Raw genomic sequence first — 22,295 nt, forward strand, 5'->3', positions numbered from 1 at the left:
CCCGTCCCCCCGCAGTCAAAACGCCTGACCGCCCGGAGTGGGCACGGTCGGCCGCAGCCCCAAACCGCAACCAAGGAGGAGCCGTGACACCGACCACAATCCTCACCATCGCCGGCTCCGACTCCGGAGGCGGCGCCGGCATCCAGGCCGATCTCAAGGTCTTCGCGGCGCTCGGCGCGTACGGCACCAGCGTCCTCACGGCGGTCACCGCGCAGAACACCCGGGGCGTCGACGCCGTCCTGCCGCTGCCCCCGCGCACGGTCACCGAGCAGCTGGACAGCGTGCTCGCCGACTTCACGGTCTGCGCGGTCAAGACCGGGATGCTCGGCAATCCCGCCGTCGCCGACGCCGTGGCCGAGGCCGCCCGGGACGGCCGGCTGCCCCAGCTCGTCGTCGACCCGGTGCTGGTGGCCACCAGCGGCCACCGGCTCGGCGTGGTGAGCGCGGTCGAACGGCTCCTGCCGTACGCCAGGGTGGCGACGCCGAACTGCGCGGAGGCCGCCGCCATCACCGGACGCCCGGTGGACGACGTGGCCGGGATGGTCGCGGCCGCCGAGGCCCTCGCGGCCGGCGGCCCGAAGTACGTGGTGGTCACCGGCGGTGACCTGGACGCGGGCGAGGCGGTCGACGTGCTGCACGGCGGCGGCCACACCACCCTGCTGCGCGCACCCCGGGTGGACACCCGGCACACCCACGGCACCGGGTGCTCGTTCTCGGCGGCGATCGCCGTGCGGCTCGCGCTGGGCGATCCGGTGCCGGCGGCGGTGGGGGTCGCCAAGGAGTACGTGCTCCGCGCACTGACTGGAGCGCGGGGTTGGGAGCTGGGTGCGGGCCGTGGGCCGCTGGATCACTTCGGCTGGTCCGCTTGATCACCAGGGAGGCTGTCATGCAGGCACGAGGCAAGGTGTACGTCGAGGGGTCACGGCCCGATGTCCGGGTGCCGTTCGCGGAGGTGGCGCTGACCGGTGACCATCCGCCGGTGCGGCTCTACGACACGTCCGGTCCCGGCTCGGACCCGGAGGTGGGGCTGCCGCCGCTGCGCGGGCCGTGGATCGCCGAACGGGGTGACGTCGCCCCGGCGCGGGGCGCGGGTACGCCATTGGCCGGGGCGGACGGGCGCCGACCGACCCAGCTCGCCTACGCGCGGGCCGGCGTGGTGACGCCCGAGATGGAGTTCGTGGCGATCCGAGAGAACGTCGACCCGGAGCTCGTCCGCGCCGAGATCGCCGCCGGCCGGGCGGTGCTGCCGCTCAACGTCAACCACCCGGAGTGCGAGCCGGCGATCATCGGCAAGGCGTTCCTGGTCAAGGTGAACGCCAACATCGGCACCTCGGCGGTCAGCTCGTCCGTCGCCGAAGAGGTGGAGAAGCTGACCTGGGCCACCCGCTGGGGTGCGGACACGGTGATGGACCTGTCCACCGGCAAGCGGATCCACGAGACCCGCGAGGCGATCGTGCGGAACTCGCCGGTGCCGATCGGGACGGTGCCGATCTACCAGGCCTTGGAGAAGGTCGGCGGCGACCCGGTGAAGCTGAGCTGGGAGGTGTTCCGGGACACCGTGGTCGAGCAGGCCGAGCAGGGCGTGGACTACATGACGGTGCACGCCGGGGTGCTGCTGCCGTACGTGCCGCTCGCGGTGAACCGGGTGACCGGGATCGTCTCCCGGGGCGGCTCGATCATGGCGGCCTGGTGCCTGGCGCACCACGAGGAGAACTTCCTCTACACCAACTTCGCCGAGCTGTGCGAGCTGCTGGCCCGCTACGACGTGACCTTCTCCCTCGGCGACGGGCTGCGGCCCGGCTCCATCGCCGACGCCAACGACGAGGCGCAGTTCGCCGAGCTGCGCACCCTCGGCGAGTTGACCAAGGTCGCCTGGGAGCACGACGTGCAGGTGATGATCGAAGGGCCCGGGCACGTGCCCATGCACAAGATCAAGGAGAACGTGGACCTCCAGCAGGAGTGGTGCCACGAGGCGCCGTTCTACACGCTCGGCCCGCTGACCACCGACATCGCGCCGGCGTACGACCACATCACCTCGGCGATCGGCGCCGCGATGATCGGCATGTTCGGCACCGCGATGCTCTGCTACGTCACCCCGAAGGAGCACCTGGGCCTACCGGACCGCGATGACGTCAAGGCGGGCGTGATCGCGTACAAGATCGCGGCGCACGCCGCGGACCTTGCCAAGGGCCATCCCGGCGCGCAGGCGTGGGACGACGCGCTGTCCAAGGCGCGGTTCGAGTTCCGCTGGGAGGACCAGTTCAACCTGTCGTTGGACCCGGAGACGGCGCGCTCGTACCACGACGCCACGCTGCCCGCCGAGCCGGCGAAGACGGCGCACTTCTGCTCGATGTGCGGCCCGAAGTTCTGCTCCATGAAGATCACGCAGGAGCTCAAGGAGTACGCGGCCCGCGGCATGAAGGACAAGTCGGCGGAGTTCGTCTCCGGCGGTGGAAAGGTCTACCTGCCGCTGGCCTGATCCGCCTACCCCGCGCCGGCCGCCCGTGCACAGGCGAGCCCGCGCGGGGCTGCGGGGTCAGTCGCGGTGGTGTCGTCCGGTGGAGCGCAGCGAGCGGCGGCCGTTCTCCTGCTCCGGCTCGTTGTCCGCCACCGGCTCGCTCAGGCCGCTGACCCAGTCGACGAACTCCTCGTCCTGTGCCGGCAGCGGCTCGGTCGCCTCCGGTGCGGCCGGGCTCTCCTCGTCGGCGCGGGACCGGTTGCGGCGGAACAGGCCGCCGAGCCGTCCCCGGCGGGAGGGCTGCTCCGCGTCGTTGCCGGCGCCCGGTGCGGCGTCGGCGCTCGCCGGACCGTCGGTATAGACGCCGGTCTGTTCCGGCACCAGCGGAGCGGCCGCGGTCGGGGAGGCCTGTCCCGCCGCAACGGTCGGAACAGGCTCGGCGGCCAGGTCCGGCGTGCCGGCCGCCCGTCGCCATCGGGTGGCCGCCCGGTCCGACGCGCTGCGCGGGACAGCCGGTGTGGCTGTGCCGTTCGGTGTGGCGGTGCCGTTCGGGCTCGACGCTCCGGCGGGAGGTGCCGGGTCGCCGGCCGAGGGCGAGTCGGTCGACGCCGGCCAGGTGGCGCCCGCCGAACTTTCCAGCGGGTCTGCCGCCCCCTCGCGGCGTGCGGTGGTGAACGCGTCCCAGGTGCTGGCCCTGCTCAGGTCCGGCAGGGGTGCCCGGTGCCGGGGGCGCAGCGTCCGCTCGGTCGGCTCCTCCGGGCTGATCGGGGTGTCCGATGCGGAAGGTTCCGGGGCGCCGGCCTGTGGAGGTGCCGTCCACGCCGGGGTGACCGGCCAGGCTGGCGCGGCCGGGGTCCACCGATCCGCCTCCGGGGTGGCTGCCGCCGGCCGGATCAGAGGTCCGGCGGGACCACTCGCGGTCGCGGACCGTTCGGTGTCGGTGTCGGTGGTCCGGGGCGCGACCGCGGCTGCGGAATCACCGCCCGGGTCGGCCGCCGTCGGGCCGATGGTGGCGGGGCTCGCCGCCGGGTCGGTGGTGGCGGGGCTCGCAGGGCCGGTGGTGGCGGCCGGGGTCGCCGCGGGCGTCCCGGCTCCCGGACCGGGCTCGGTGCCCGGGGCGTCCTCGCCGGGGCGGGACCCGTCGGTGGCCGTGCCGGTGCCGTCGGTGCCCTTGGCTGGCCGGGTGGTTCTTCTGGCGCGGCCTGCGGTCGTGGACCTGCCCGGGTCGGCGGCGACCTCCGGGTCGGACGGCGTCGTACCGTCGGCCAAGTCTGCGGTCGTGGCGGCCGGTGCGGCCTTCGGCTTGCGGGTCCGGCGCGGCTTGGGCGCCGGTGCGTCGGCCGTGCCGTCACCGGCAGTGCCGGCGCTCTCGTTGGTCGTCCCCGCGCTGGTCGTGCCGGTGCTCTTGCTCGCCGCGCCCGTGCTGGTCGTGCCCGCGCTCGCTGTGGTCGTGCTCGCGCTCGCTGTGGTCGTCTCCGGGCTCGCGCTGGTCGCGGCGGTGGTGCCGTCGATGGTTGAGTGGTGGCTCGTCGCGTCTTCGCCGGTCGGCTGGGCCGTGCCGGTGGTGGCCGTCGCCGCGGTGCTGGTCGAGCCGTCGTCGCCCGGACCGCCCTTCGGAGCGGTGGGGTTCGGAGCGGTGGGGTCGACGCCGACCGGACCGTCCTGGGCCGGGTCGTCGGTGCTCGGCCCGCCCCTGCTTGGCGTGGTCGTGGCCGGCTCGCCCCTGCTTGCCTTGGTCGCGGCCGGCTCGTGCGTAGTGGCCGTCGTCGCGGGGTCACCGAGGTTGTCGCTGTGGTGGCGGGGACCGCCGGCCGGTCGGGGCAGGGGAGTGCCGGTCGGGTGAGCCGGCACCGACCCGTGTTGGCCGATTCCCGAGGTCGCCGGCCAGTCCCAGTGGGCCGGGACGGTGCGGACGGCACCGGTGCTGTCGGCGGCGCCCGGGTCACGTCCGGTGCTGTCGGCGGCGCGCGGGTCACGTCCGGCGCCGGCGCTGGCCAGGTCCGTGCCGGTGGACTCGGCGGCGCCCCGGTCGTCTGCCGCGTCTGCCGCGTCGGCGCCGGGTAGGGCCGGGCCGGCGGGCAACGGGCGCAGGATGTCGGTCGGCTCGATCGCCCGTCGATCGGCGGTGCGGGTACGCGCCGGCCAGCGCAGCAGGGCGGCGGCGGCCGCGCCGAGCGCGCCGGCGAGGATCGCGATCAGCGCGCCGTAGTAGGGGGTGGTCTGGTAACGATCCACCGCGTCGCCGGGACCGGCGGTCAGGTAGGCGAACGCCACCAGCGCCGGGCCGGCCACCCCGGTGGCCCCGCTGACCAGGGGGACCTGGCCACGCCAGCGGGCCAGGCCGGCGGTCGCCACGCCGGCCAGCAGCGCCGTGAGCGGCAGCAGGACCAGCGCCAGCCGTTGCGCCGCGCCGTCGTCCAACCAGCTCGGCTCGAGGACGCCGAGCCGGACCGTGGGCAGCGGGCCGACCGTGCCGAGCGACGGCAGGACGGAGACCAGCGCCAGCACCCAGACCGCACCGGCCACCGCCGCCATGTTCCAGCCCAGCTCGGGCCGGAGCAGGACGGCGATCGCCGCGCCGGCCCCGATCACCGCGCCGAGCACGGCGCAGATGCCGACCGCCCAGACCGGGTCGACGGAGATCAGTTCGGCTGCCCGGGCGGGCTGCATGCAGAGCGGAGCGACGACGGTGGCGCCGAGCGCGGCCGCGGCGCCGATGGCCAACTGCCGGCCGGTGCTGACCGGCGCGGCGTCCCGGCGGGCCAGGCGTCCGGTGAGGACGGCACCGGCAACGGCGGCGTTCGCGGCGAACCAGCCCACCCAGACGAGCTGGGCCGGCCACTGATTGACGGTCGTGCCGGTGAAGGCGCCGGTGAGTCGGACGATGCCGAATCCGTACGCGACGCCGAGCTGGCCGGCTCCGGCCAGCACGCTCACCCCGAGCGCCGTGAGCAGCAGTCTGCCCCAGGTCCGAAAGGCCATGTCCGGCACGTTACGCACCTGGTACACCCGATCGCCACCGGCGCGCCGCGCGGCGCGCCGGCCCGCTCCCGGCGGGTCTACTTGAGTTCGACCAGCCGGGCCAGGTACGTCGTATCTCCGACATTGGTGAGCATGTGTACGGCGCCGGGGTCCCGGTAGACCACTCCGCCGGTGGGTTCGTCGGCGTCGATCAGGGTGCCGTCGACCGTCTGCACGACGTTCTTCGCGCCCTCGATCGCCACCACCAGGTACGGGTGGTCGTGCCGGTGCAGCGGCTGCCGCTCGCCCGGTTCGAGCCGGATGTGCCAGACCCGGACCCGGTCGTTTTCGTACACGATCTCCTGGCCCACCGGCCCGAGCTTGGTCCCGTCGAACACGTCGGTCATCGTTCTCCGTCCAGTTGCGGGAGCACCTCGGCGGCGATCAGCTCGAGGTGGTCCAGGTCAGCGAAATCGATCAGGCGTAGGTGTACCCGGGTGGCCCCAACCGCGGCGAACTCGCCGATCCGCTGCACGAGTTGCGCGGGCGAGCCGACCACCGGGTCCTCCGGAGGTAGCGCGCTCTTCTCGTGCAGTGGCGCGGCCCGTCGCTTCGCCTCGGCGTCGGTCCGCCCGACGGCCACCACGATCCCGGCGGAGAGCACCAGCGGCGCCCGCCCGGACTCCGTCCGGCCGCTGCGGTCGCACGCCTCGCGCACCCGGTCGTACGCCTTCGCGGTCTCCGCCACGGACTTGAACGGCATGTTGAACTCGTCGGCGTACCGGGCGGCCAGCTCGGGGGTGCGCTTGGAGCCGCGCCCGCCCACGATGATCGGCGGCCCGGGCACCTGCACCGGCTTGGGCAGGGCAGGTGCGTCCACCAGCCGGTAGTGGTCGCCGGTGTAGCTGTACGTCGCGCCCGGCGGCGTCCGCCACAGCCCGGTGATCACCTCGAGCTGCTCGGCCAGCCGGTCGAAGCGTTCGCCGACCGCCGGGAAGGGGATGCCGTACGAGATGTGCTCGCGCTCGTACCAGCCGGCGCCGATGCCCAGCTCGACGCGGCCACCGCTCATCTGGTCGACCTGCGCGACCATCACCGCCAGCGGGCCGGGGAGCCGGAAGGTGGCCGACGTGACGAGGGTGCCGAGCCGGATCCGCTCGGTCTCCCGGGCGAGCGCGGCGAGGGTCAGCCAGGCGTCCGTCGGGCCGGGCAGGCCCGGGTCGGCGCCCATCGACTGGTAGTGGTCGGCGCGGAGGAAGCCCTCGAAGCCGCCCGCCTCGACCATCCGCGCGAACCGGAGCTGGTCGTCGTAGCTGGCGCCCCGGTGCGGCTCCGTGAAGACGGACATCCGCATGTCTATCGTCCTTCCGCACCGGCCGCGGCCGGCTGGTCGCGTTCCATCAACAGCTCGTGCAGGTCGGCGCTGACGCTGGCGACGTCAGCGAGGTGGGCATTGCGGCCCAGGGTGCGGGGTCGGGGGATGGTCACCTCGACGACCTTGCGGATACGGCCGGGGCGGGGGCTCAGCACGACCACCCGGTCGGCGAGCAGCACCGCCTCGTCGATCGAGTGGGTGACGAAGACGATGGTCGGCTTGTTCTCCATGTGCACCCGCTGGAGTTCGCCGGAGAGTTCCTCGCGGGTGAGCGCGTCCAGCGCGGAGAACGGCTCGTCCATCAGCATCACCCGGGGCTCGCCGATCAGCGACCGGCACAGCGACACGCGCTGCTGCATGCCACCGGAGAGCTCGTGTGGCAGTCGCTTCTCGAAGCCGGCGAGCCCGGCCACGTCGAGCAGCTGCCGGGCCCGCTCGCGGTGCTTGGCGCGGCTCCAGCCGAAGATCTCCACGGGCAGGAGAACGTTGTCCAGGACGGTGCGCCAGGGCAGCAGCGCCGGCTTCTGGAACAGCATGGCGATGTCCCGGCGGGGCCGGGTGATCGGCGTCCCGGCCACGGTGATCTCGCCGGCGCTCAGCGGGAGCAGCCCGGCCACCAGCCGCAGCAGGGTGGACTTGCCGCAGCCGGAGCGGCCGAGCACGGCGACGAACTCGCCCTCGGCGACGTCGAGGTCGATGCCCCGCAGCGCCTCCACCCGGCCGGATCGGCCCTCGAAGGTACGGGACACCCCGGACAGTCGGATCATCTCGGGCGGACCTCCGCTGAGTGGACGGTCAGGAATCTGGCAAAGGCTAGCCGGCTCATCACCTAATCGCACCGTCCGGGGTGGTCGTCAGGTTGTTTCCGTTCCGCAACCCGATACGCCTGGCGTCGCAAAGGTGGGTTTCTCGTACGCTGTGCCCGCGAAGAGTCCCCTCACGATGGCGGTGCCCGGCTTCCACCCCTCCTGCCGGTTCCGCCGCGACAACCCCCTCCGGTGGCCTGCCGGCCCCGGTCGGAAAGGACATGGTGCACTGATGAGAAGGCTGACCCGTACGGTCGCTACGGCCGCGCTGGCCACCGCCCTCGCCCTTGTCTCCGCCTGCAGCAGCGGGTCGGATTCGGCCGACGACGCCAAGGGCGGCGACAGCAAGACGCTGGAGAAGGTGACCTACCTCACCTCCTTCGGCCAGTTCGGCCGTGACTCCTACGCCTGGGTGGCGAAGGAGAAGGGCTTCTTCAAGGAAGCCGGCTTCGACGTCGAGATCAAGGCAGGTCAGGGCACCGGTGGTGTGATCCAGACCGTCGTAGGTGGCCAGGCCGACTTCGGTCCGATCGACCTCACCGGTGGTCTGCTCCAGGTCGGCAACGGCCAGGCGAGGGACTTCACTGTTGTGGCCGCGATCCAGCAGCGCACCATGGCCGGCATCGCCACGCTCGAGGGCAAGAACATCGCCTCCCCGAAGGACCTGGAGGGCAAGAAGCTCGCCGACACCCCCGGGTCCGTGGTCCGCAACCTCTTCCCGACGTACGCCCGGCTGGCCGGCGTGGACGTCAACAAGGTGACCTGGGTCAACGGTGAGGCGCAGCAGCTGATCGGCACCCTGGCCTCCGGGTCGGTGGACGGCATCGGCCAGTTCGTCGTCGGCCAGCCGACCATCGAGGCGGTGGCCAAGAAGAAGGCCGTCATGCTGCCGTACAGCAACGTGATGCAGGACCTCTACGGCAACGTGCTGATCACCTCCTCGAAGATCGCCAAGGAGAAGCCCGAGATGGTGAAGCGGTTCACCACGGCGCTGCTCAAGGGCCTGGAGTACAGCCTGGCGAACTCCAAGGAGGCCGCCGAGATCCTGAAGAAGAACGTGGACGCCACCAACACGGCGTCCGCCGCCGCCGAGCTGGAGCTGATGGCCGCGTACGTGCGCTCCGGCAACTCCGGTACCGCCATCGGCACGCTGGACAGCGGCCGGGTCGCCAAGAGCATCGCGATCCTGCAGGGCGCCGGCGCGCTGAAGCAGAACATCACCCCCGAGCAGGTCATCGACTTCAGCCTCGCGCCGAAGGCCTGATCGTCCGGTCGTCACCAGGGGGTACGTCCCACCGGCTCCGGTGGGGCGTGCCCCCGTCGCTCGTCGGCCCCGGTGGGGCCGCGGCATATCGAGGAGGACAAGATGACCGACGTCCGGTCAGCGGAGCCGGTGGCGGAAGTGCCCGCGCCCCCGGGCGCCGGCACCGAGGCGGGGCGAGCGGGGCGGGGCGCGGGCCTGCGTACCGGGGTCGGGGCGGGGCTGTTGCCCGTCGCGGGCATCCTGATCGCCCTGGCGGCCTGGTGGTTGATCGCCCGGCTGGAGCTGGTCCACCCGGCCGCCCTGCCACCGCCGGGCGACGTGCTCACCGCATTCGTCGACAAGCCCGCCCGGATGCTGGAGCACACCTGGGACACCCTGTTGGAGATCGTGTTCGGCTTCGCCCTGTCGGCGGCCGCCGGTGTCCTGCTCGGACTCTCCCTGGCCAGCTCCCGCACGGTGGAGCGGATGTTCACCCCGCTGCTGGTCGCCATCAACGCGGTGCCCAAGATCACGCTGGGTCCGCTGCTGGTGGTCGCGCTCGGTTGGGGTCAGAAGCCCATCCTGACCATGGTGTTCCTGCTCTGCTTCTTCCCGATCGTGCTCTCCACCGCGACCGGCCTGACCACGACCCCGGCCGACCTGGCGGAGCTGGTCCGCTCCTGGAACGCCTCCCGCTGGCAGGCGTTCCGCAAGGTGCGCTTCCCGGCCGCGTTGCCGCAGATCTTCGTCGGGCTCAAGGTGGCCATGCCGCTGGCCGCGATCGGCGCGGTGATCGGTGAGTTCCAGGCCGGCGAGAGCGGCCTGGGCTACGTCATCGTCCAGTACGCCGGCATCGGCGACACCGCCACCGCCTGGGCGGCGATCATGCTGGTGGCGCTGGTGAGCATCCTGCTCTACTCGGTGCTGGTGCTGCTCGAACGGCTCGCCCTGCCCTGGGTCCGAGAAACCACCAGCAGCCGCTGACCATTGAGATCATCACCAGGGCGAGCCGGTTCAGTCCCGGCTATCCCGCTCACCGTGACCGGTGAACGGCCTGAGGTGTGGCCCCGCCGTGCCCGGCGGAGGGATCAAGCCTGACCGCCCGGAGCCGGGTACGGCGGGGGCCACACCGTCCACCGACGCGGGATCGCGCCGGAGGGGGTGTGGCCCTCGACCGGCCTCAGCCCGCCAGCCGCCACCGCCCGTTGCGCGCGACCAGCGTGGTGAGCGCCTGCGGCATCAGCCCGGAGTGGTTGTCCGGCGTCATCCGGATCGGGCCGGAGAGGCCGTCCATCTGGGACGTTTCCAGCACGTCCCGGATGCCGTTCCGGTCCACCCGCCCCGCCGGGCCGCCGGCACGCAGCTCGGCGTCGGCGATGAGCTGGACCGCGTCGGCCGCGAAGGACGAGGATCCGTTGTACCCGCCGAAGCGCGCGGTGTAGTCCTGGAACCACTGCCGCCGGGCCGCCTTCGCCGGCGTCGTGGCGATCACGTCGTCGATCACCATGGTCTGGGTGAAGATGAGCGTGGCCCGTTCGGTGGCCCGGGCCGCCGCGCCGAGGAAGAGGTCGCCGGCCGCCCCCGGATCGAAGAAGAGCGACCCGCGGAAGGTGGTCTGCTGGATGCTGGTGGCGGCCAGTGTCGCCTGCTCCGGCGGGGTCCAGACGACCAGCGCGTCGGGCTTGAGCTTGGCCAGCCGCTCGACCTGCTGCGAGACGTCGGTGTCGGTGGTCTTCACCGACTCCTCGCCGAGCGGTTTGATCGTGGTCTTGGCCAGCTCCCTGCGGAGCGCGGCTGCGCCCTCCCGACCGTAGTCGTCGTTGCTGTAGAGCAGGCCAACCTTGCGGACGTTCTTGCGACGCAGTTCGGTGGTCAGTGCCGCGGCGCTGTCCACGGCGTTCGGGCCCAGCTTGAACACGTATCGCCGTTCCGCGACCGGGCTGGCGATCGCGCCGGAAGAGGCGAGCGCAATGGTGGGAATCTGCTTCTCGTTGATGGTCCCGACCGCGCCGACCGCGCATTCGTTGCAGCCACCCATGATGATGGCGCTGACCCGGGAATCACCGCTGAAGTCGGCGATGTTGCGTAACGACTCGGCGGCGTCGGAACGGTTGTCCTTCCACTTCAGCTCGATCTTCCGGCCGTTCAGCGCGCCGGACGAGTTCAACTGTTCGACCTTGAGTTCCAGGGCCCGTTGGTATGCCCGGCCGACCGGAGCGGCTACGCCGGAGAGTTCGAGGTCTGCGGCGATCACGATCGGACTCGTGTCCTGCTCCGCCCCGCCGAACTGACAGCCGGTGAGCGTGGTGGCCACTACGGCCGATGCGAGCGCCGCGATGGTCGCGGAGCGGATGGGGCTCAACTCAGTCCTCCAGGTGCGGGCGCGGGCGCTGCCCGGTCACCGCCGCTAATCCGTCCTCAGTGGAGGACGGGATCTCCTCTGCCGTACGGTGTGCGCGAAGCCTGCAAAACCTTGCCAATGGCCGGCGCTGTGGTCAAGCGCGGACGCGGGTCGCATTTTCGGGACGGCCATCCCACATGCTGGGGTAACGCAATGTTTGCAAAAGCTCACTTTGCATGCACGCGTGACCACTCTGGAGTTACATGCCCTGTTCAGGGGCTTGCGGAAATGAAGGTATCAGTTGACCGGATCATGGGTTGCGCGCCGTCCGACCGTTTCCTGCCCCACTGCGGCTTCCCAAACAGGACCTTCTCTGATGAAATCGCGGCCGTGCCGCGCGTGGTCCCCTCCGCTCGTGGCACGGTTCGGCGGGTCAGGCGGGGAAGAAACGACGGAGGCGATGTCGTGAGCACCGGACCGACGACCCTGCCCGCGCTCGGCGACACCGCTCGGCCCACGCGCCGACGGTTGCCGAGGCTGCGCGACGCCCGGATCCGGTCCAAGCTGGCGCTGATCCTGGTCGTCCCGGTGGCGGCGGTGATCGCGCTGGCCACGGTCCGGCTGATCTCGGTGGGTGAGGGCGCCTTCGACGCCACCCGGGCGCGGTCGCTCACCGCGCTTTCCATCGACGTCAGCGCGCTGACCCAGGACCTCCAGGTCGAGCGGATGGCCGCGGCGGCCTACCTGGCCGCGCCGCAGCAGCCCGCCGACGCGTACAACCTGCGGGTCCGCCAGACGCAGCAGCGGGTGGACGAGTACCGCGCCGAGCGGGCCCGGATCGGCGAGGTGCCGGCGGCTCTGCGGAGCCGGCTGACCGCGATCGACGAGCATCTGGCCACGCTGGACGGAACCCGCCAGGAGGTGCTCGACCGTCGGCAGATGGCCGTCGCCGAGGCGGTGCTGCGTTACGGCGTCATCCTCACCGACCTGGTCGCCTACGGTGACGGGCTGGCCCAACTGCCCGGCGAGGAGCGCCTGTCGGACAGCCGGCGGGCGGTCGCCGCGTTCGCCCGGGCCAAGGCGTCCGTCGCCGAGGAGGAGGCGGTCGCCTTCACCGCGCTGAGCGCCGGCCAGCTCGACGAGGAACAGTTCTCCTCCTTCGTCGCCACCCTGACCAGCCAGCAGGAGGCCCTGGTCGCCTTCTCGCTCGCCGCCGACCCGGTGCAGCGCGCTCTGGTCGACAGCACCGTCTCCGGTGACGCCGTCGGCCTGGCCGACCGGGTGGCCACCGACATCACCCGCTCGGTGGGGCAGCGCCCGCTGGTCGCCGCCCAGGACGCCACCTCCGCCATCGGCGCGGTCCACGACCTGATGCGCTGGGCCGAGATCCAACTGCAGAACCGGCTGCTCGAGCAGGCCGACCAGGCGCGCTCGAGCGTCATCCGGCAGGCCGTGGTCGAGTCGGTGCTGGTGCTGCTGACCCTGATCATCGCCGTGTCGCTGGCCGTGGTGCTGGCCCGCTCGCTGAACCACTCGCTGCGCCGGCTGCGCGAGGGCGCGCTCTCGGTGGCCAACCACGACCTGCCCGACGCGGTGCAGCGGCTGCAGAACATGGGCAGCGTGGGCGACGGCGGGGTGGACGAGATCGTCCGTCAGGTCCGGGACCCGATCCAGCTCAACAACCGCGACGAGGTCGGTCAGGTGGCGCTGGCCTTCAACGTCGTACACCGGGAGGCGGTGCGGGTCGCCGCCGAGCAGGCCGCTCTGCGTACCAGCGTCTCGGCGATGTTCCTCAACCTGGCCCGCCGCAGTCAGACCCTGGTCGACCGGATGATCGGCGAGCTGGACGCGATCGAGCGTGGCGAGGAGGATCCGAAGCGGTTGGCGCAGCTCTTCGAGCTGGACCACCTGGCCACCCGGATGCGCCGCAACGACGAGAACCTGCTGGTCCTGGCCGGCGCCGACTCCGCTGTGCCGCGCCGTGAGGACGCCCTGGTGGTGGACGTCCTGCGCGCCGCCCAGTCCGAGGTCGAGCTCTACAACCGCATCGAGTTCGGCACCGTGGACACCGACATCTCGGTGGCCGCGCACGCGGTCAACGACGTCGTACGGCTCGTCGCCGAACTGCTCGACAACGCCACCCGGTTCTCGCCGCCGAACACCACGGTGGTCGCCGACGGTCGCCGGATCCGCGACTACGTGCTGATCCAGATCGAGGACCGGGGGCTCGGCCTCAGCGATGAGCAGCTCGACTCGCTCAACCGGCGGCTGGCCGCGCCGCCGAGCGTCGACGTCGCCGCGTTCCGGCTGATGGGTCTGGCCGTGGTGAGCCGGCTCGCCTCCCGCTACGGCATCCGCGTCGAGTTGCGCCGCAACATGGAGGGCGGCACTGTTGCTCAGGTGACGTTGCCCGCCGCAACCGTGGTGCTGCCCGTCAACCGCGGCCGCGAGCAGGTGCTGACCCGGCCACGCCAGCCGATGGCGGTCGAGCAGACGCCGCTCACCCCGGTCGGTCACGCCGAGCCGTTCGCCGGTGCCACCACCTCGGCGGCGACGCTGCCCGAACAATGGCGGACCAGCACGCCGGCGCCGGCGACCTGGCCGTCCCCGCTGGAGGCCCGGAACACCGCCCCGGCCGTGCAGGCCGGCGGCTTCACCGGGGCGCACACGACGTTGCCGCCCGCGTCGGCCCCGGCCACCCCGGTCCCGCCGGCCCGAACCCCGTTCAAGGGCGGGGGTGCCTCGGTGGGCAGCCCGACCGTCGACCCGCTGCCCCGGCGCGGCTCGGGGGCGGACGCCACCGACACGCGGAATGCTCCGGTGCTGCCGGTCGGGCCGGTCGCCGGCCCCGGTGCGGTCGCGCCGCCAGCCGCGCCGCCGGTGCCGGCCGCGCCGGTCACCAACCGGCCCGACTTCCCCGCCGAGGCGCCGATCTTCCGGGAGATGGAGGCGGTCTGGTTCCGGTCGCACGGCGACGACGCCACCGCGATCTTCACTCGGCCGCAGTTCGACTCGCCGCCACCCTCCACCGACGCCGGCACCCGCTCGGGCGGCGGTCACCCGACCGCCACTGCCGCGCCGGCCGCGACGCCGGCCCGACCGCCACTGCCGACCCGTACCCCGGGCGGCGGCTCCGCCACCGACGGCACCGCGACGCCGGGTGCCGCGAGCACCGGCGGGTTCGGCGCCGCGACACCGCCGCCCCCGCCGTCGTACAACCCGCCGCCGGCCGCCCGGACCGCGCCCGCGGCGCCCGCCGCCCCGAGCGCGCCCGCCGCTCCGGCGGTGGACCCGAGCGCCTGGCGGACGGCGGCCGACGAGGGCTGGTCCCGGGCCAGCCGGGCCGCCGAGCCGGCCGCCGCCGGCACCACCCGCTCAGGGCTTCCCAAGCGGGTGCCGCAGGCGCAGCTCGTGCCCGGCGGCATCGAACCGAAGAGCGGCCGGGACCGCAGCCGGCGGACCCCCGATGAAGTACGCGGTCTGTTGTCGGCCTACCACCGTGGCGTGCAGCGCGGGCGGACGGCCGGGACGGACCTGAACAGCACCTCGACCAAGGAGAGCCGATGAACAGGCCAGCTGCCATGCAGGACATGGGTTGGCTGCTCACCAACTTCGCCGACAGCGTGGCGGGTATCGCCCACGTGGTGGCGGTGTCCGCCGACGGGCTGCTGCTCGCCTCCTCCCGGGACCTCCCGGGAGACCGGGCGGACCAGCTCGCCGCGATCACCTCTGGCGTGGTGAGCCTGACCGAGGGCGCGGCCCGCATGTTCAGCGCGGGTGGGGTGTTGCAGACCGTCATCGAGATGGACAGCGGCTACCTCTTCCTCATGTCGATCAGCGACGGCTCGTCGATGGCCGTGCTGGCCGCGCGCAGCTGCGACGTGGGCCAGGTGGGCTACGAGATGGCGCTGCTGGTCGAGCGGGTGGGTGCCGCCCTGGTGCCGCTGCCGCGCGACGCGGTGCGCTCGTAGCGACGACACGACGGCGTGCCGACGGTGCGCCGGAGCAGGGAGGGGAGGCGGTGTGGACCGGCTCCACGGGGGACGAGGAGGTGATCGGGGATGGACCAACGACGCGCTGACCCGCGCGGCGCTCTGGTACGTCCCTACGCGGTCACCCGTGGTCGTACCGAGCCCCGGCAGGACATCGCCCTCGAGGCGGTCCTCACGGCTTCTCCCACCCAGGTCGCCGAGTCCCGCTTCGCCGGGCATGACAAGCACCGCATCGCCTCGGTCTGTGAAGGCCGGGCACAGTCGCTGGCGGAGATCGCCGCGTACACCCGGATGCCGCTGGGCGTCGCCCGGGTACTGGTCGCCGACATGGTGGCCGAGAGCCTGCTGACGTTACACACTGCTGCTCCCGCCGAGGGGTTCGAGGAGCGGATGGAACTGCTTGGAAGGGTGCTAAGTGGACTTCGCAGGCTATGACCCCGCCGGGGGACGGCCGAGCCGGGGAATCGTCTCCGCGAAGATCGTCGTCGCGGGCGGCTTCGGCGTCGGTAAGACGACGCTGGTCGGGTCGATCTCCGAGATCACACCGCTGACGACGGAGGCGGTGATGACCGCGGCCGGTGTCGGCATCGACGATCCGTCCAAGGTGCCGGGCAAGGAGACCACCACGGTCGCCATGGACTTCGGCCGTATCACCATGGCGCAGGACCTGATTCTGTACCTCTTCGGCACCCCCGGCCAGACCCGGTTCTGGTTCATGTGGGACGAGATCATCCGGGGTGCGGTGGGTGCGGCCGTGTTGGTGGACACCCGCCGGATCACGGACGCCTTCGCGCCCCTGGACTACTTCGAGAACCGCAACCTGCCGTACGTGGTGGCGCTGAACCGGTTCGACGACGCTCCCCAGTACGAGCTGGAGGAGGTCCGCGAGGCGCTGGCCATCTCGCCGCAGGTGCCACTGGTGATGACCGACGCCCGGCACCGGGAGTCGGTCAAGCAGGTGCTGGTGACGGTGGTCGAGCACGCCATGCTCCGGCTCGAGGCCGAGCACGGCCGGGGATTCGCCACGCCGGTCGGCTGACCCGGGGCGACCGGCCGGCACACGCCGGCCGGTCGCGAGGCGTCAGTCGACCCGGAGCCGGTAGCCGCGCTTGACCACGGTCTGCACCACGCGGGGGGCGTGCAGGCCGGCCCGGAGCCTGGCCACGGCCATCTCCACCGCGTGCTCGTCCGCGCCCCGGGGCAGGGTTCGCAGGAGCGCGGTACGGGACAGCACCCGGCCGGGGGACTGGGCCAGCGCACGCAGCACCGCCATCGGGGCGGGGGCGAGCGGGCGCAGCTCGCCGTCGATCACCGCGGCGTGTCCGCGCAGGGTGAGCAGGTGCCCACCGGCCTTGAACGTCGTCGTCCGGCGGGGCAGCTCGTCGACGATGGTCCGTACCAGCGCGCCCAGCCGGGCCCGGCCCGGCGCGCTGACCGGCACCCCGAGCCGTAGCAGCGGCTCGGCGGTCACCGCGCCGACGCAGCTGGCCAGCACGTCGCCACGGAACGCGGACAGCACGGCGTCGGTACGGTCGCCGGCCGTCCGCAGCAGCGCCTCGGCCGCCGGTGCCGAGGTGAACGTCACCGCGTCCACCAGCCGGCCGGCGATCAGGTCGACCAGCCGGTGCAGCGGCGCCGGGTCGGTCGGCGGTGCCCAGCGGTAGACCGGCACCTCGATCACCGTGGCCCCGGCGGCCTCCAGCGCGAGCGTGCAGTCCGGCTGCCGCTCGCCGTGCAGCTGCATGGCGATCACCTGCCCGGCCACCCCGCGCCGCCGCAGGTGGTCGACGACCTCGTCGCAGCTCTCCGAGGCGGGCGACCACTGGTCGTGCAGCCCGGCGGCGCGGATCGCGCCGCGTGCCTTGGGGCCTCGGGCCACCACGTACGACCTGGCGAGCACCGAGCGCAGTGGCTCGGCCAGCCCCCAGCCCTCGGCAGCCTCCAGCCACCCGCGCATGCCGATGCCGGTGTTGGCCATCAGGATGTCCGGCGGCCGGTCCAGGCAGGCGCGGGTCGCCTCGCGCAGCTCGGTGTCGTCGGACAGCGGCACGATGCGCAGAGCCGGGGCGAGGACCACCCGGGCACCTCGGCGTTCGAGCAGCGCGGCCAACTCGTCGCGCCGCCGGTCGGCGGTCACCCCGATGGTGAAGCCGGCCAGTTCCTCCCGCATCAGGCCTCCTGTCGCAGCCGCACCTCGACCAGCCCGTCCCGGCAGCGCACGTCGTGCCGGGCCACGGCCACCCCGGGCAGGTCGAGGCAGCGACCGGTGCGCAGGTCGTACACCTGCTTGTGCAGCGGCGAGGCAACCGTCGGCGCCGCGCCGCGGCTGCCCACGATGCCCCGGGACAGCACGTACGCGCCGGTGACCGGATCGTGGTTGTCGATGGCGAACAGCCCGTCCGTGGTCCGGAAGAGTGCCACCTGCACGCCGTCGACCAGGGCGGCGACGCCGCGGTCGGGCTCCAGCCGGTCGAGCCGGCAGATCCGGGTCCAGGTCAGGGTGGCGGTCCCGCTCATCGCCGTACCTCCGGCAGGCCCAGTGCCACGGGCTGCCGCCGCCGGCCGGTGTCGGCCGGTTCCCGTTCCCGACGGTCGTCGCCCGGGGTGGCGGGCGGCGGACCACCGCCCGCCGGCACCGGCTGGCCGCGCTCCAGCGCGAAGGTGATCGACGGGTCGGGTACGTCCGGCGCGTTGACGAAGGAGGTGAACCGGCGCAGCCGCTCCGGGTCGTTCAGCACGTCCCGCCACTCGTCGGAGTACGACGCGACGTGCCGGGCCATCGCCGCGTCGAGGTCGGCGCAGAGCCCCAGCGAGTCGTCGACGATGACCGACCGCAGATGGTCGAGGCCGCCGTCCATCGCCTCGATCCAGGCGGCGGTGCGTTGCAGCCGCTCGGCGGTGCGGATGTAATACATCAGGAACCTGTCGATCAGCGAGATCAGCGCTTCGGTGGACAGGTCGGAGGCGAACAGGTCGGCGTGCCGGGGCCGGAAACCGCCGTTGCCGCCGACGTACAGGTTCCAGCCGGTCTCGGTGGCGATCACGCCGAAGTCCTTGCCGCGCGCCTCGGCGCACTCCCGGGCGCAGCCGGAGACCGCCGACTTGATCTTGTGCGGGGCGCGTAGCCCCCGGTAGCGCAGCTCCAGCGCGACGGCGAGCCCCACCGAGTCCTGCACCCCGTACCGGCACCAGGTCTCGCCGACACAGGACTTCACCGTGCGCAGCGCCTTGCCGTACGCGTGGCCGGACTCGAAGCCGGCATCCACCAGCCGCCGCCAGATCTGCGGCAGCTGCTCCACCCGGGCTCCCAACAGGTCGATCCGCTGACCACCGGTGATCTTCGTGTAGAGGCGGAAGTCCCGGGCCACCTCGCCGATGACGATCAGCTTCTCCGGGGTGATCTCCCCGCCGGGGATCCGCGGCACGACGGAGTAACTGCCGTCGCGTTGCAGGTTGGCCAGGAAGTGGTCGTTGGTGTCCTGTAGCGACGCCTGCTCGCCGTCGAGCACGTGCCCCGCGCCCAGCGAGGCGAGGATCGACGCCACCACGGGCTTGCAGATGTCGCAGCCGCGTCCCCGGCCGTGTTCGGCGACCAGCCGGGAGAAGGTGCGGATGCGGCGTACCCGGACGATCTCGAACAGCTCGCGCCGGCTGGCGTCGAAGTGCTCGCAGAGCGCGGTGGACTGCGCCACGCCGGCCGCGTCCAGGAGCTGCTTCAGCATCGGCACGCAGGAGCCGCAGCTGGTGCCGGCCCTGGTGCACGCCTTCAGTGCCGACACGTCCGCGCATCCACCGGCGATGGCGGCGTCCACGTCGCCCCGGGTCACCGCGTTGCAGGAGCAGACCTGGGTGGCGGCGGGCAGCGCGCCGGCGTCCGCGCCGCCGTCCGGCGCGAGCAGCGCCAGCGGAGCGGCCGGCAACGGGCCACCGACGCTGGCCCGCAGCGTCGGGTACGCGCTGGCGTCACCGACCAGCACACCACCGAGCAGGGTGCGCGCGTCGTCGGAGAGGACCAGCTTGGCGTAGACCCGGGTGGCCGGGTCGGTGAACGTGACATCCAGGCAGCCCGGGGTCACGCCGTGCGCGTCGCCGAACGAGGCCACGTCGACGCCGAGCAGTTTCAGCCTGGTGGCGGTGTCCGCGCCCGGGAAGGTCGCCGCACCGCCGAGGAGCCGGTCGACCACCACCTCGGCCGTGGCGTACCCCGGGGCGACCAGCCCGTGGCAGGTGCCGTCGACCGCCGCGCACTCGCCGACCGCCCAGATCCGCTCGTCGGCGCTGCGGCAGGTCGCGTCGACCAGCACCCCGCCGCGCGGACCCAGCGGCGGGCCGGCGGCCCGGGCCAGTTCGTCCCGGGGCCGGATGCCGGCGGCCACCACCACCAGTTCGGCCTCCACCGTGCGGCCGTCGGAGAGGTCCAGCGCGGCGACCGCGCCGTCCGGACCGGGCCGGATCGCGGTGGTGGCCACCCCGAGGTGGGTCCGCACGCCCAGCTCCTCGACGTAGCGGCGGAGCATCGCGCCGCCGGCCGGGTCCACCTGCACCGGCATCAGCCGGGGTGCGAACTCGACCACGTCGGTGCTCAGGCCGAGCAGCCGCAGGGCGTTCGCCGCCTCCAGCCCCAGCAGCCCGCCGCCGATCACCGCGCCGGCCCGCCGGCCCCGCGCGTACGTCCGGATCGCCACCAGGTCGTCGAGGGTGCGGTAGACGAAGACCCCGGGCAGGTCCGCGCCGGGCACCGGCGGCACGAACGGGTACGACCCGGTGGCCAGCACCAGCGCGTCGTACCGGTGTTCGCCGGTGGCCGTGCTGACCACCCGCCGCTCGCGGTCGATCGCGGTGGCCGGCTCGCCCAGGCGTAGCCGCACCCCGTCGTGCGGGGTGTGCAGGTTCAACGCGTCCGCGTCCACCCCGTCGAAGAAGGCCGAGAGTCGCACCCGGTCGTACGCGGGTCGGCTCTCCTCGGCGAGCACCGTCACCCGCCAGCGCCCGTGCGGGTCGCGGGCCCGCAGCGCGTCCACGAAGCGCTGCCCGACCATGCCGTTGCCGATGACGACCAGATCGCCGTCGTTCATCGTGTCACCTCCACGGAGTCCGCCTGGGAAAGCCAGTCGACGATGCCGGCGACGGCGTCCCGACAGCCGCCGCAGCCGGTTCCGGCCCGGGTCGCCGCCAGCACGGCGTCGACGCTCCGGGCGCCGGAGCGCCAGCAGCTCACCAGGGCGCCCTTGGTCACGGTGTTGCACTGGCAGACCGTGGCCGCGTCCGGCATCAGCGCCGGGGACGCGGCCGGTGCCGCGCCGGCGCTGCCCGAGGCCCGGCCCAGCAGCAGTGACCGCCGGTCGGCCGGGACCGGCTGACCCCGGTCGAAGAGCTGGATCACGGTGCCGATCGTCGGGTTGTCGCCGATCAGGATCGCGCCGGTCAGCCGCTCGTCGCGGATCCGCAGCCGGGCGTACGTGCCCCGGGTCGGGTCGCTGAAGGTCAGTTCCTCACCCGGACCACCGCCGGTGGCGTCGCCCATCGCGGCCAGGTCGACACCGGCCGCCTTGAGCCGGGTCACCGCCGGCCGGGGCCGGTACCGGGCCAGCGGCTCGGCACCGCTGAGCACCTGGGCCAGCACCCGTGCCTGGGCCCAGGCGGGGGCGACCAGCCCGGTGAGTGTGTCGTCGTGCTCGGCGCAGTCGCCGATCGCGGAGATCCGCCGGTCGCTGGTGCGCAGCCGGTCGTCCACGACCACGCCGCGACGCACGTCCAGGCCGGCGTCGGCGGCGAGCGTGGTGTCGGGGCGTACCCCGCAGGAGAGCACCAACAGGTCGGCGTGGAGCGACCGGCCGTCGGCCAGGTCGAGGCGGACGCCGGTCGCGTCCGCGGCCACGCCGGTCGCCGGCACGGCCAGCTGGATGGTGACGCCCAGGCCGGTGAGCGTGTCGGCGAGCACGCCGCCGGCCATCGGGTCGAGCTGCCGTTCCATCAGGTGCCCGGTGGGGTGGACCACGGTGGTCGCCAGCCCCCGGGTGGCCAGTTCGCGGGCGGCCTCCAGGCCGAGCAGTCCGCCGCCCAGGACCAGCGCGCTGCGCGCGCCGCCGGCCACCCGGAGGATCCGCCGGCAGTCGTCCAGGGTGCGGAACGGCGCCACCCGGCGCGGCAGCTCCCCGGTCAGGCCGGGCAGCGGCGGCACCATCGCCCGGCTTCCGGTGGCCAGCACCAGGTGGTCGTAGCCGATCCGGTCGCCGTCGGCGGTGTGGACCGTCCGGCCGGCCCGGTCGATGCCGGTCACCGGCACGCCGGTGCGCAGGTCGCTGCTGTGCCTGGCGGCCTCGGCCAGCTCCACGTCCTGCTCGCCGATCCGGCCGGCCAGCAGCGCGGAGAGCATGATCCGGTTGTACGCCCGGTGCGGTTCCGCCCCGAGCACGGTGACCTTCCGGTCGCCGGCGCGGGCGTGCAGCTCGGCGGCGAGCCGTGCGCCCGCCATCCCGTTGCCGACGACCACCACGCGCTCGGTCATGCCCTCTCCACCCGCACGGCGCAGATCTTGAACTCGGGCATGCCGGAGATCGGGTCCACCGCGTCGTTGGTGACCGAGTTGGCCCGGGCGGGGCCCGGCCAGTGGAACGGCGCGAAGACGGTGTCCGGCCGGATGGTCGGGCTGAGCCGGGCCGGCGCCCGCAGCTCGCCCCGCCGGGAGGTGACCCGTACCGGCTCACCGTCGCCGATGCCGAGCCGGGCGGCCAGGTCGGGGTGCAGCTCGACGAAGGCGTCCGGTGCGGCCAGACGCAGCGCGTCCACCCGGCGGGTCTGGGTGCCGGACTGGTACTGGGCGAGCACCCGGCCGGTGGTGAAGTGCAGCGGGTACTCGTCGCAGACCGGCTCGGCGGCGGGACGGTGGTCCACCGGATGGAACCGGGCCCGCCCGTCCGGGGTGGCGAACCGGTCGGTGAAGAGTCGTGGCGTGTCCGGCCCGTCCTCGGTGGGGCAGGGCCAGAAGACACCGTCGGCGGCGTCGATCCGGGACCAGCTGATCCCGGCGTAGTCGGCCGGCCCACCGGCGGAGGCCCGCCGCAGCTCCGCGAAGACGGCGGCCGGGTCGGTCGGGAACCGGGCCACCGCGGCGCCGGT

17 protein-coding genes and 1 pseudogene are annotated in these 22,295 nt (G+C 73.3%); 8 read left to right on the forward strand and 10 right to left on the reverse strand.

What is annotated here, in order from left to right; genetic code table 11:
• The first annotated feature begins 83 nt into the window (after nucleotides 1-83).
• Both thiD and thiC read left to right on the forward strand, forming a co-directional pair.
• Nucleotides 84-869, forward strand: coding sequence for a bifunctional hydroxymethylpyrimidine kinase/phosphomethylpyrimidine kinase (thiD, locus tag ACWD5O_RS20415; protein ID WP_354964776.1), 786 nt, complete (start codon nucleotides 84-86; stop codon nucleotides 867-869).
• Nucleotides 870-886: 17 nt separating this feature from the next.
• Nucleotides 887-2,479, forward strand: a complete 1,593-nt coding sequence (gene thiC / locus ACWD5O_RS20420) for a phosphomethylpyrimidine synthase ThiC (RefSeq protein WP_354964775.1) — start codon at nucleotides 887-889, stop codon at nucleotides 2,477-2,479.
• 57 nt (nucleotides 2,480-2,536) lie between these two features.
• On the opposite strand, the gene ACWD5O_RS20425 is transcribed toward thiC, so the two are convergent.
• The 4 genes from ACWD5O_RS20425 to ACWD5O_RS20440 form a co-directional block, all read right to left on the reverse strand.
• Nucleotides 2,537-5,440 (reverse strand): hypothetical protein, encoded by a 2,904-nt coding sequence (locus ACWD5O_RS20425; protein ID WP_450086239.1) that lies wholly within the window; start codon nucleotides 5,438-5,440, stop codon nucleotides 2,537-2,539.
• Nucleotides 5,441-5,517: 77 nt separating this feature from the next.
• On the reverse strand, nucleotides 5,518-5,826 hold the full coding sequence (locus ACWD5O_RS20430; protein WP_354964773.1) for a cupin domain-containing protein: 309 nt from the start codon (nucleotides 5,824-5,826) through the stop codon (nucleotides 5,518-5,520).
• Nucleotides 5,823-6,773 carry an LLM class F420-dependent oxidoreductase gene (locus ACWD5O_RS20435; protein WP_450086240.1) on the reverse strand — a complete coding sequence of 317 codons (951 nt, stop codon included), beginning with the start codon at nucleotides 6,771-6,773 and terminating at the stop codon, nucleotides 5,823-5,825. The genes ACWD5O_RS20430 and ACWD5O_RS20435 overlap by 4 nt, the downstream gene beginning before the upstream one ends.
• Before the next feature lie 2 nt (nucleotides 6,774-6,775).
• The gene (locus ACWD5O_RS20440; RefSeq protein WP_354964771.1) at nucleotides 6,776-7,561 is read right to left on the reverse strand and encodes an ABC transporter ATP-binding protein; all 786 of its coding nucleotides are present in this window, start codon (nucleotides 7,559-7,561) and stop codon (nucleotides 6,776-6,778) included.
• 271 nt (nucleotides 7,562-7,832) lie between these two features.
• Between ACWD5O_RS20440 and ACWD5O_RS20445 the strand changes: the two genes are divergently transcribed.
• Both ACWD5O_RS20445 and ACWD5O_RS20450 read left to right on the forward strand, forming a co-directional pair.
• Nucleotides 7,833-8,864: an ABC transporter substrate-binding protein gene (locus tag ACWD5O_RS20445; protein WP_354964770.1), complete on the forward strand. Its 1,032-nt coding sequence runs from the start codon at nucleotides 7,833-7,835 to the stop codon at nucleotides 8,862-8,864.
• A gap of 102 nt (nucleotides 8,865-8,966) precedes the next feature.
• Nucleotides 8,967-9,827 carry an ABC transporter permease gene (locus tag ACWD5O_RS20450; protein ID WP_354964769.1) on the forward strand — a complete coding sequence of 287 codons (861 nt, stop codon included), beginning with the start codon at nucleotides 8,967-8,969 and terminating at the stop codon, nucleotides 9,825-9,827.
• A 196-nt stretch (nucleotides 9,828-10,023) separates the two neighbouring features.
• Here the strand turns inward: ACWD5O_RS20450 and ACWD5O_RS20455 are convergent, their stop codons facing one another.
• Nucleotides 10,024-11,205 (reverse strand): ABC transporter substrate-binding protein, encoded by a 1,182-nt coding sequence (locus tag ACWD5O_RS20455; RefSeq protein ID WP_354964768.1) that lies wholly within the window; start codon nucleotides 11,203-11,205, stop codon nucleotides 10,024-10,026.
• A 444-nt stretch (nucleotides 11,206-11,649) separates the two neighbouring features.
• Between ACWD5O_RS20455 and ACWD5O_RS20460 the strand changes: the two genes are divergently transcribed.
• The 4 genes from ACWD5O_RS20460 (at nucleotide 11,650) to ACWD5O_RS20475 (ending at nucleotide 16,215) form a co-directional block, all read left to right on the forward strand.
• Nucleotides 11,650-14,751, forward strand: coding sequence for a nitrate- and nitrite sensing domain-containing protein (locus ACWD5O_RS20460; RefSeq protein WP_450086241.1), 3,102 nt, complete (start codon nucleotides 11,650-11,652; stop codon nucleotides 14,749-14,751).
• Nucleotides 14,748-15,155 (forward strand): roadblock/LC7 domain-containing protein, encoded by a 408-nt coding sequence (locus ACWD5O_RS20465; protein ID WP_007465177.1) that lies wholly within the window; start codon nucleotides 14,748-14,750, stop codon nucleotides 15,153-15,155. The genes ACWD5O_RS20460 and ACWD5O_RS20465 overlap by 4 nt, the downstream gene beginning before the upstream one ends.
• Nucleotides 15,156-15,245: 90 nt before the next feature.
• Nucleotides 15,246-15,611: a DUF742 domain-containing protein gene (locus ACWD5O_RS20470; RefSeq protein ID WP_354964766.1), complete on the forward strand. Its 366-nt coding sequence runs from the start codon at nucleotides 15,246-15,248 to the stop codon at nucleotides 15,609-15,611.
• On the forward strand, nucleotides 15,592-16,215 hold the full coding sequence (locus ACWD5O_RS20475) for a GTP-binding protein (RefSeq protein ID WP_354964765.1): 624 nt from the start codon (nucleotides 15,592-15,594) through the stop codon (nucleotides 16,213-16,215). The genes ACWD5O_RS20470 and ACWD5O_RS20475 overlap by 20 nt, the downstream gene beginning before the upstream one ends.
• 42 nt (nucleotides 16,216-16,257) lie before the next feature.
• Here the strand turns inward: ACWD5O_RS20475 and ACWD5O_RS20480 are convergent, their stop codons facing one another.
• The 5 genes and pseudogenes from ACWD5O_RS20480 to ACWD5O_RS20500 all read right to left on the reverse strand — a co-directional run.
• Nucleotides 16,258-17,346, reverse strand: a complete 1,089-nt coding sequence (locus ACWD5O_RS20480; RefSeq protein WP_450086242.1) for a uroporphyrinogen-III synthase — start codon at nucleotides 17,344-17,346, stop codon at nucleotides 16,258-16,260.
• Entirely contained in the window at nucleotides 17,346-17,693 is a 348-nt protein-coding gene (gene nirD, locus ACWD5O_RS20485) for a nitrite reductase small subunit NirD (protein ID WP_354964763.1), read from the reverse strand. The genes ACWD5O_RS20480 and nirD overlap by 1 nt, the downstream gene beginning before the upstream one ends.
• Nucleotides 17,690-20,251 (reverse strand): nitrite reductase large subunit NirB, encoded by a 2,562-nt coding sequence (gene nirB / locus ACWD5O_RS20490; RefSeq protein WP_450086243.1) that lies wholly within the window; start codon nucleotides 20,249-20,251, stop codon nucleotides 17,690-17,692. Before nirB ends, nirD begins: the two co-directional genes overlap by 4 nt.
• Nucleotides 20,248-21,684 carry an FAD-dependent oxidoreductase gene (locus tag ACWD5O_RS20495; RefSeq protein WP_450086244.1) on the reverse strand — a complete coding sequence of 479 codons (1,437 nt, stop codon included), beginning with the start codon at nucleotides 21,682-21,684 and terminating at the stop codon, nucleotides 20,248-20,250. The genes nirB and ACWD5O_RS20495 overlap by 4 nt, the downstream gene beginning before the upstream one ends.
• Nucleotides 21,681-22,262 (reverse strand): annotated as a pseudogene (locus ACWD5O_RS20500) (molybdopterin oxidoreductase family protein); the annotation flags it as partial. The pseudogene ACWD5O_RS20500 and the gene ACWD5O_RS20495, both read right to left, overlap by 4 nt.
• Between the last annotated feature and the right edge of the window lie 33 nt (nucleotides 22,263-22,295).

This window comes from Micromonospora sp. NPDC005161 (assembly GCF_053599855.1).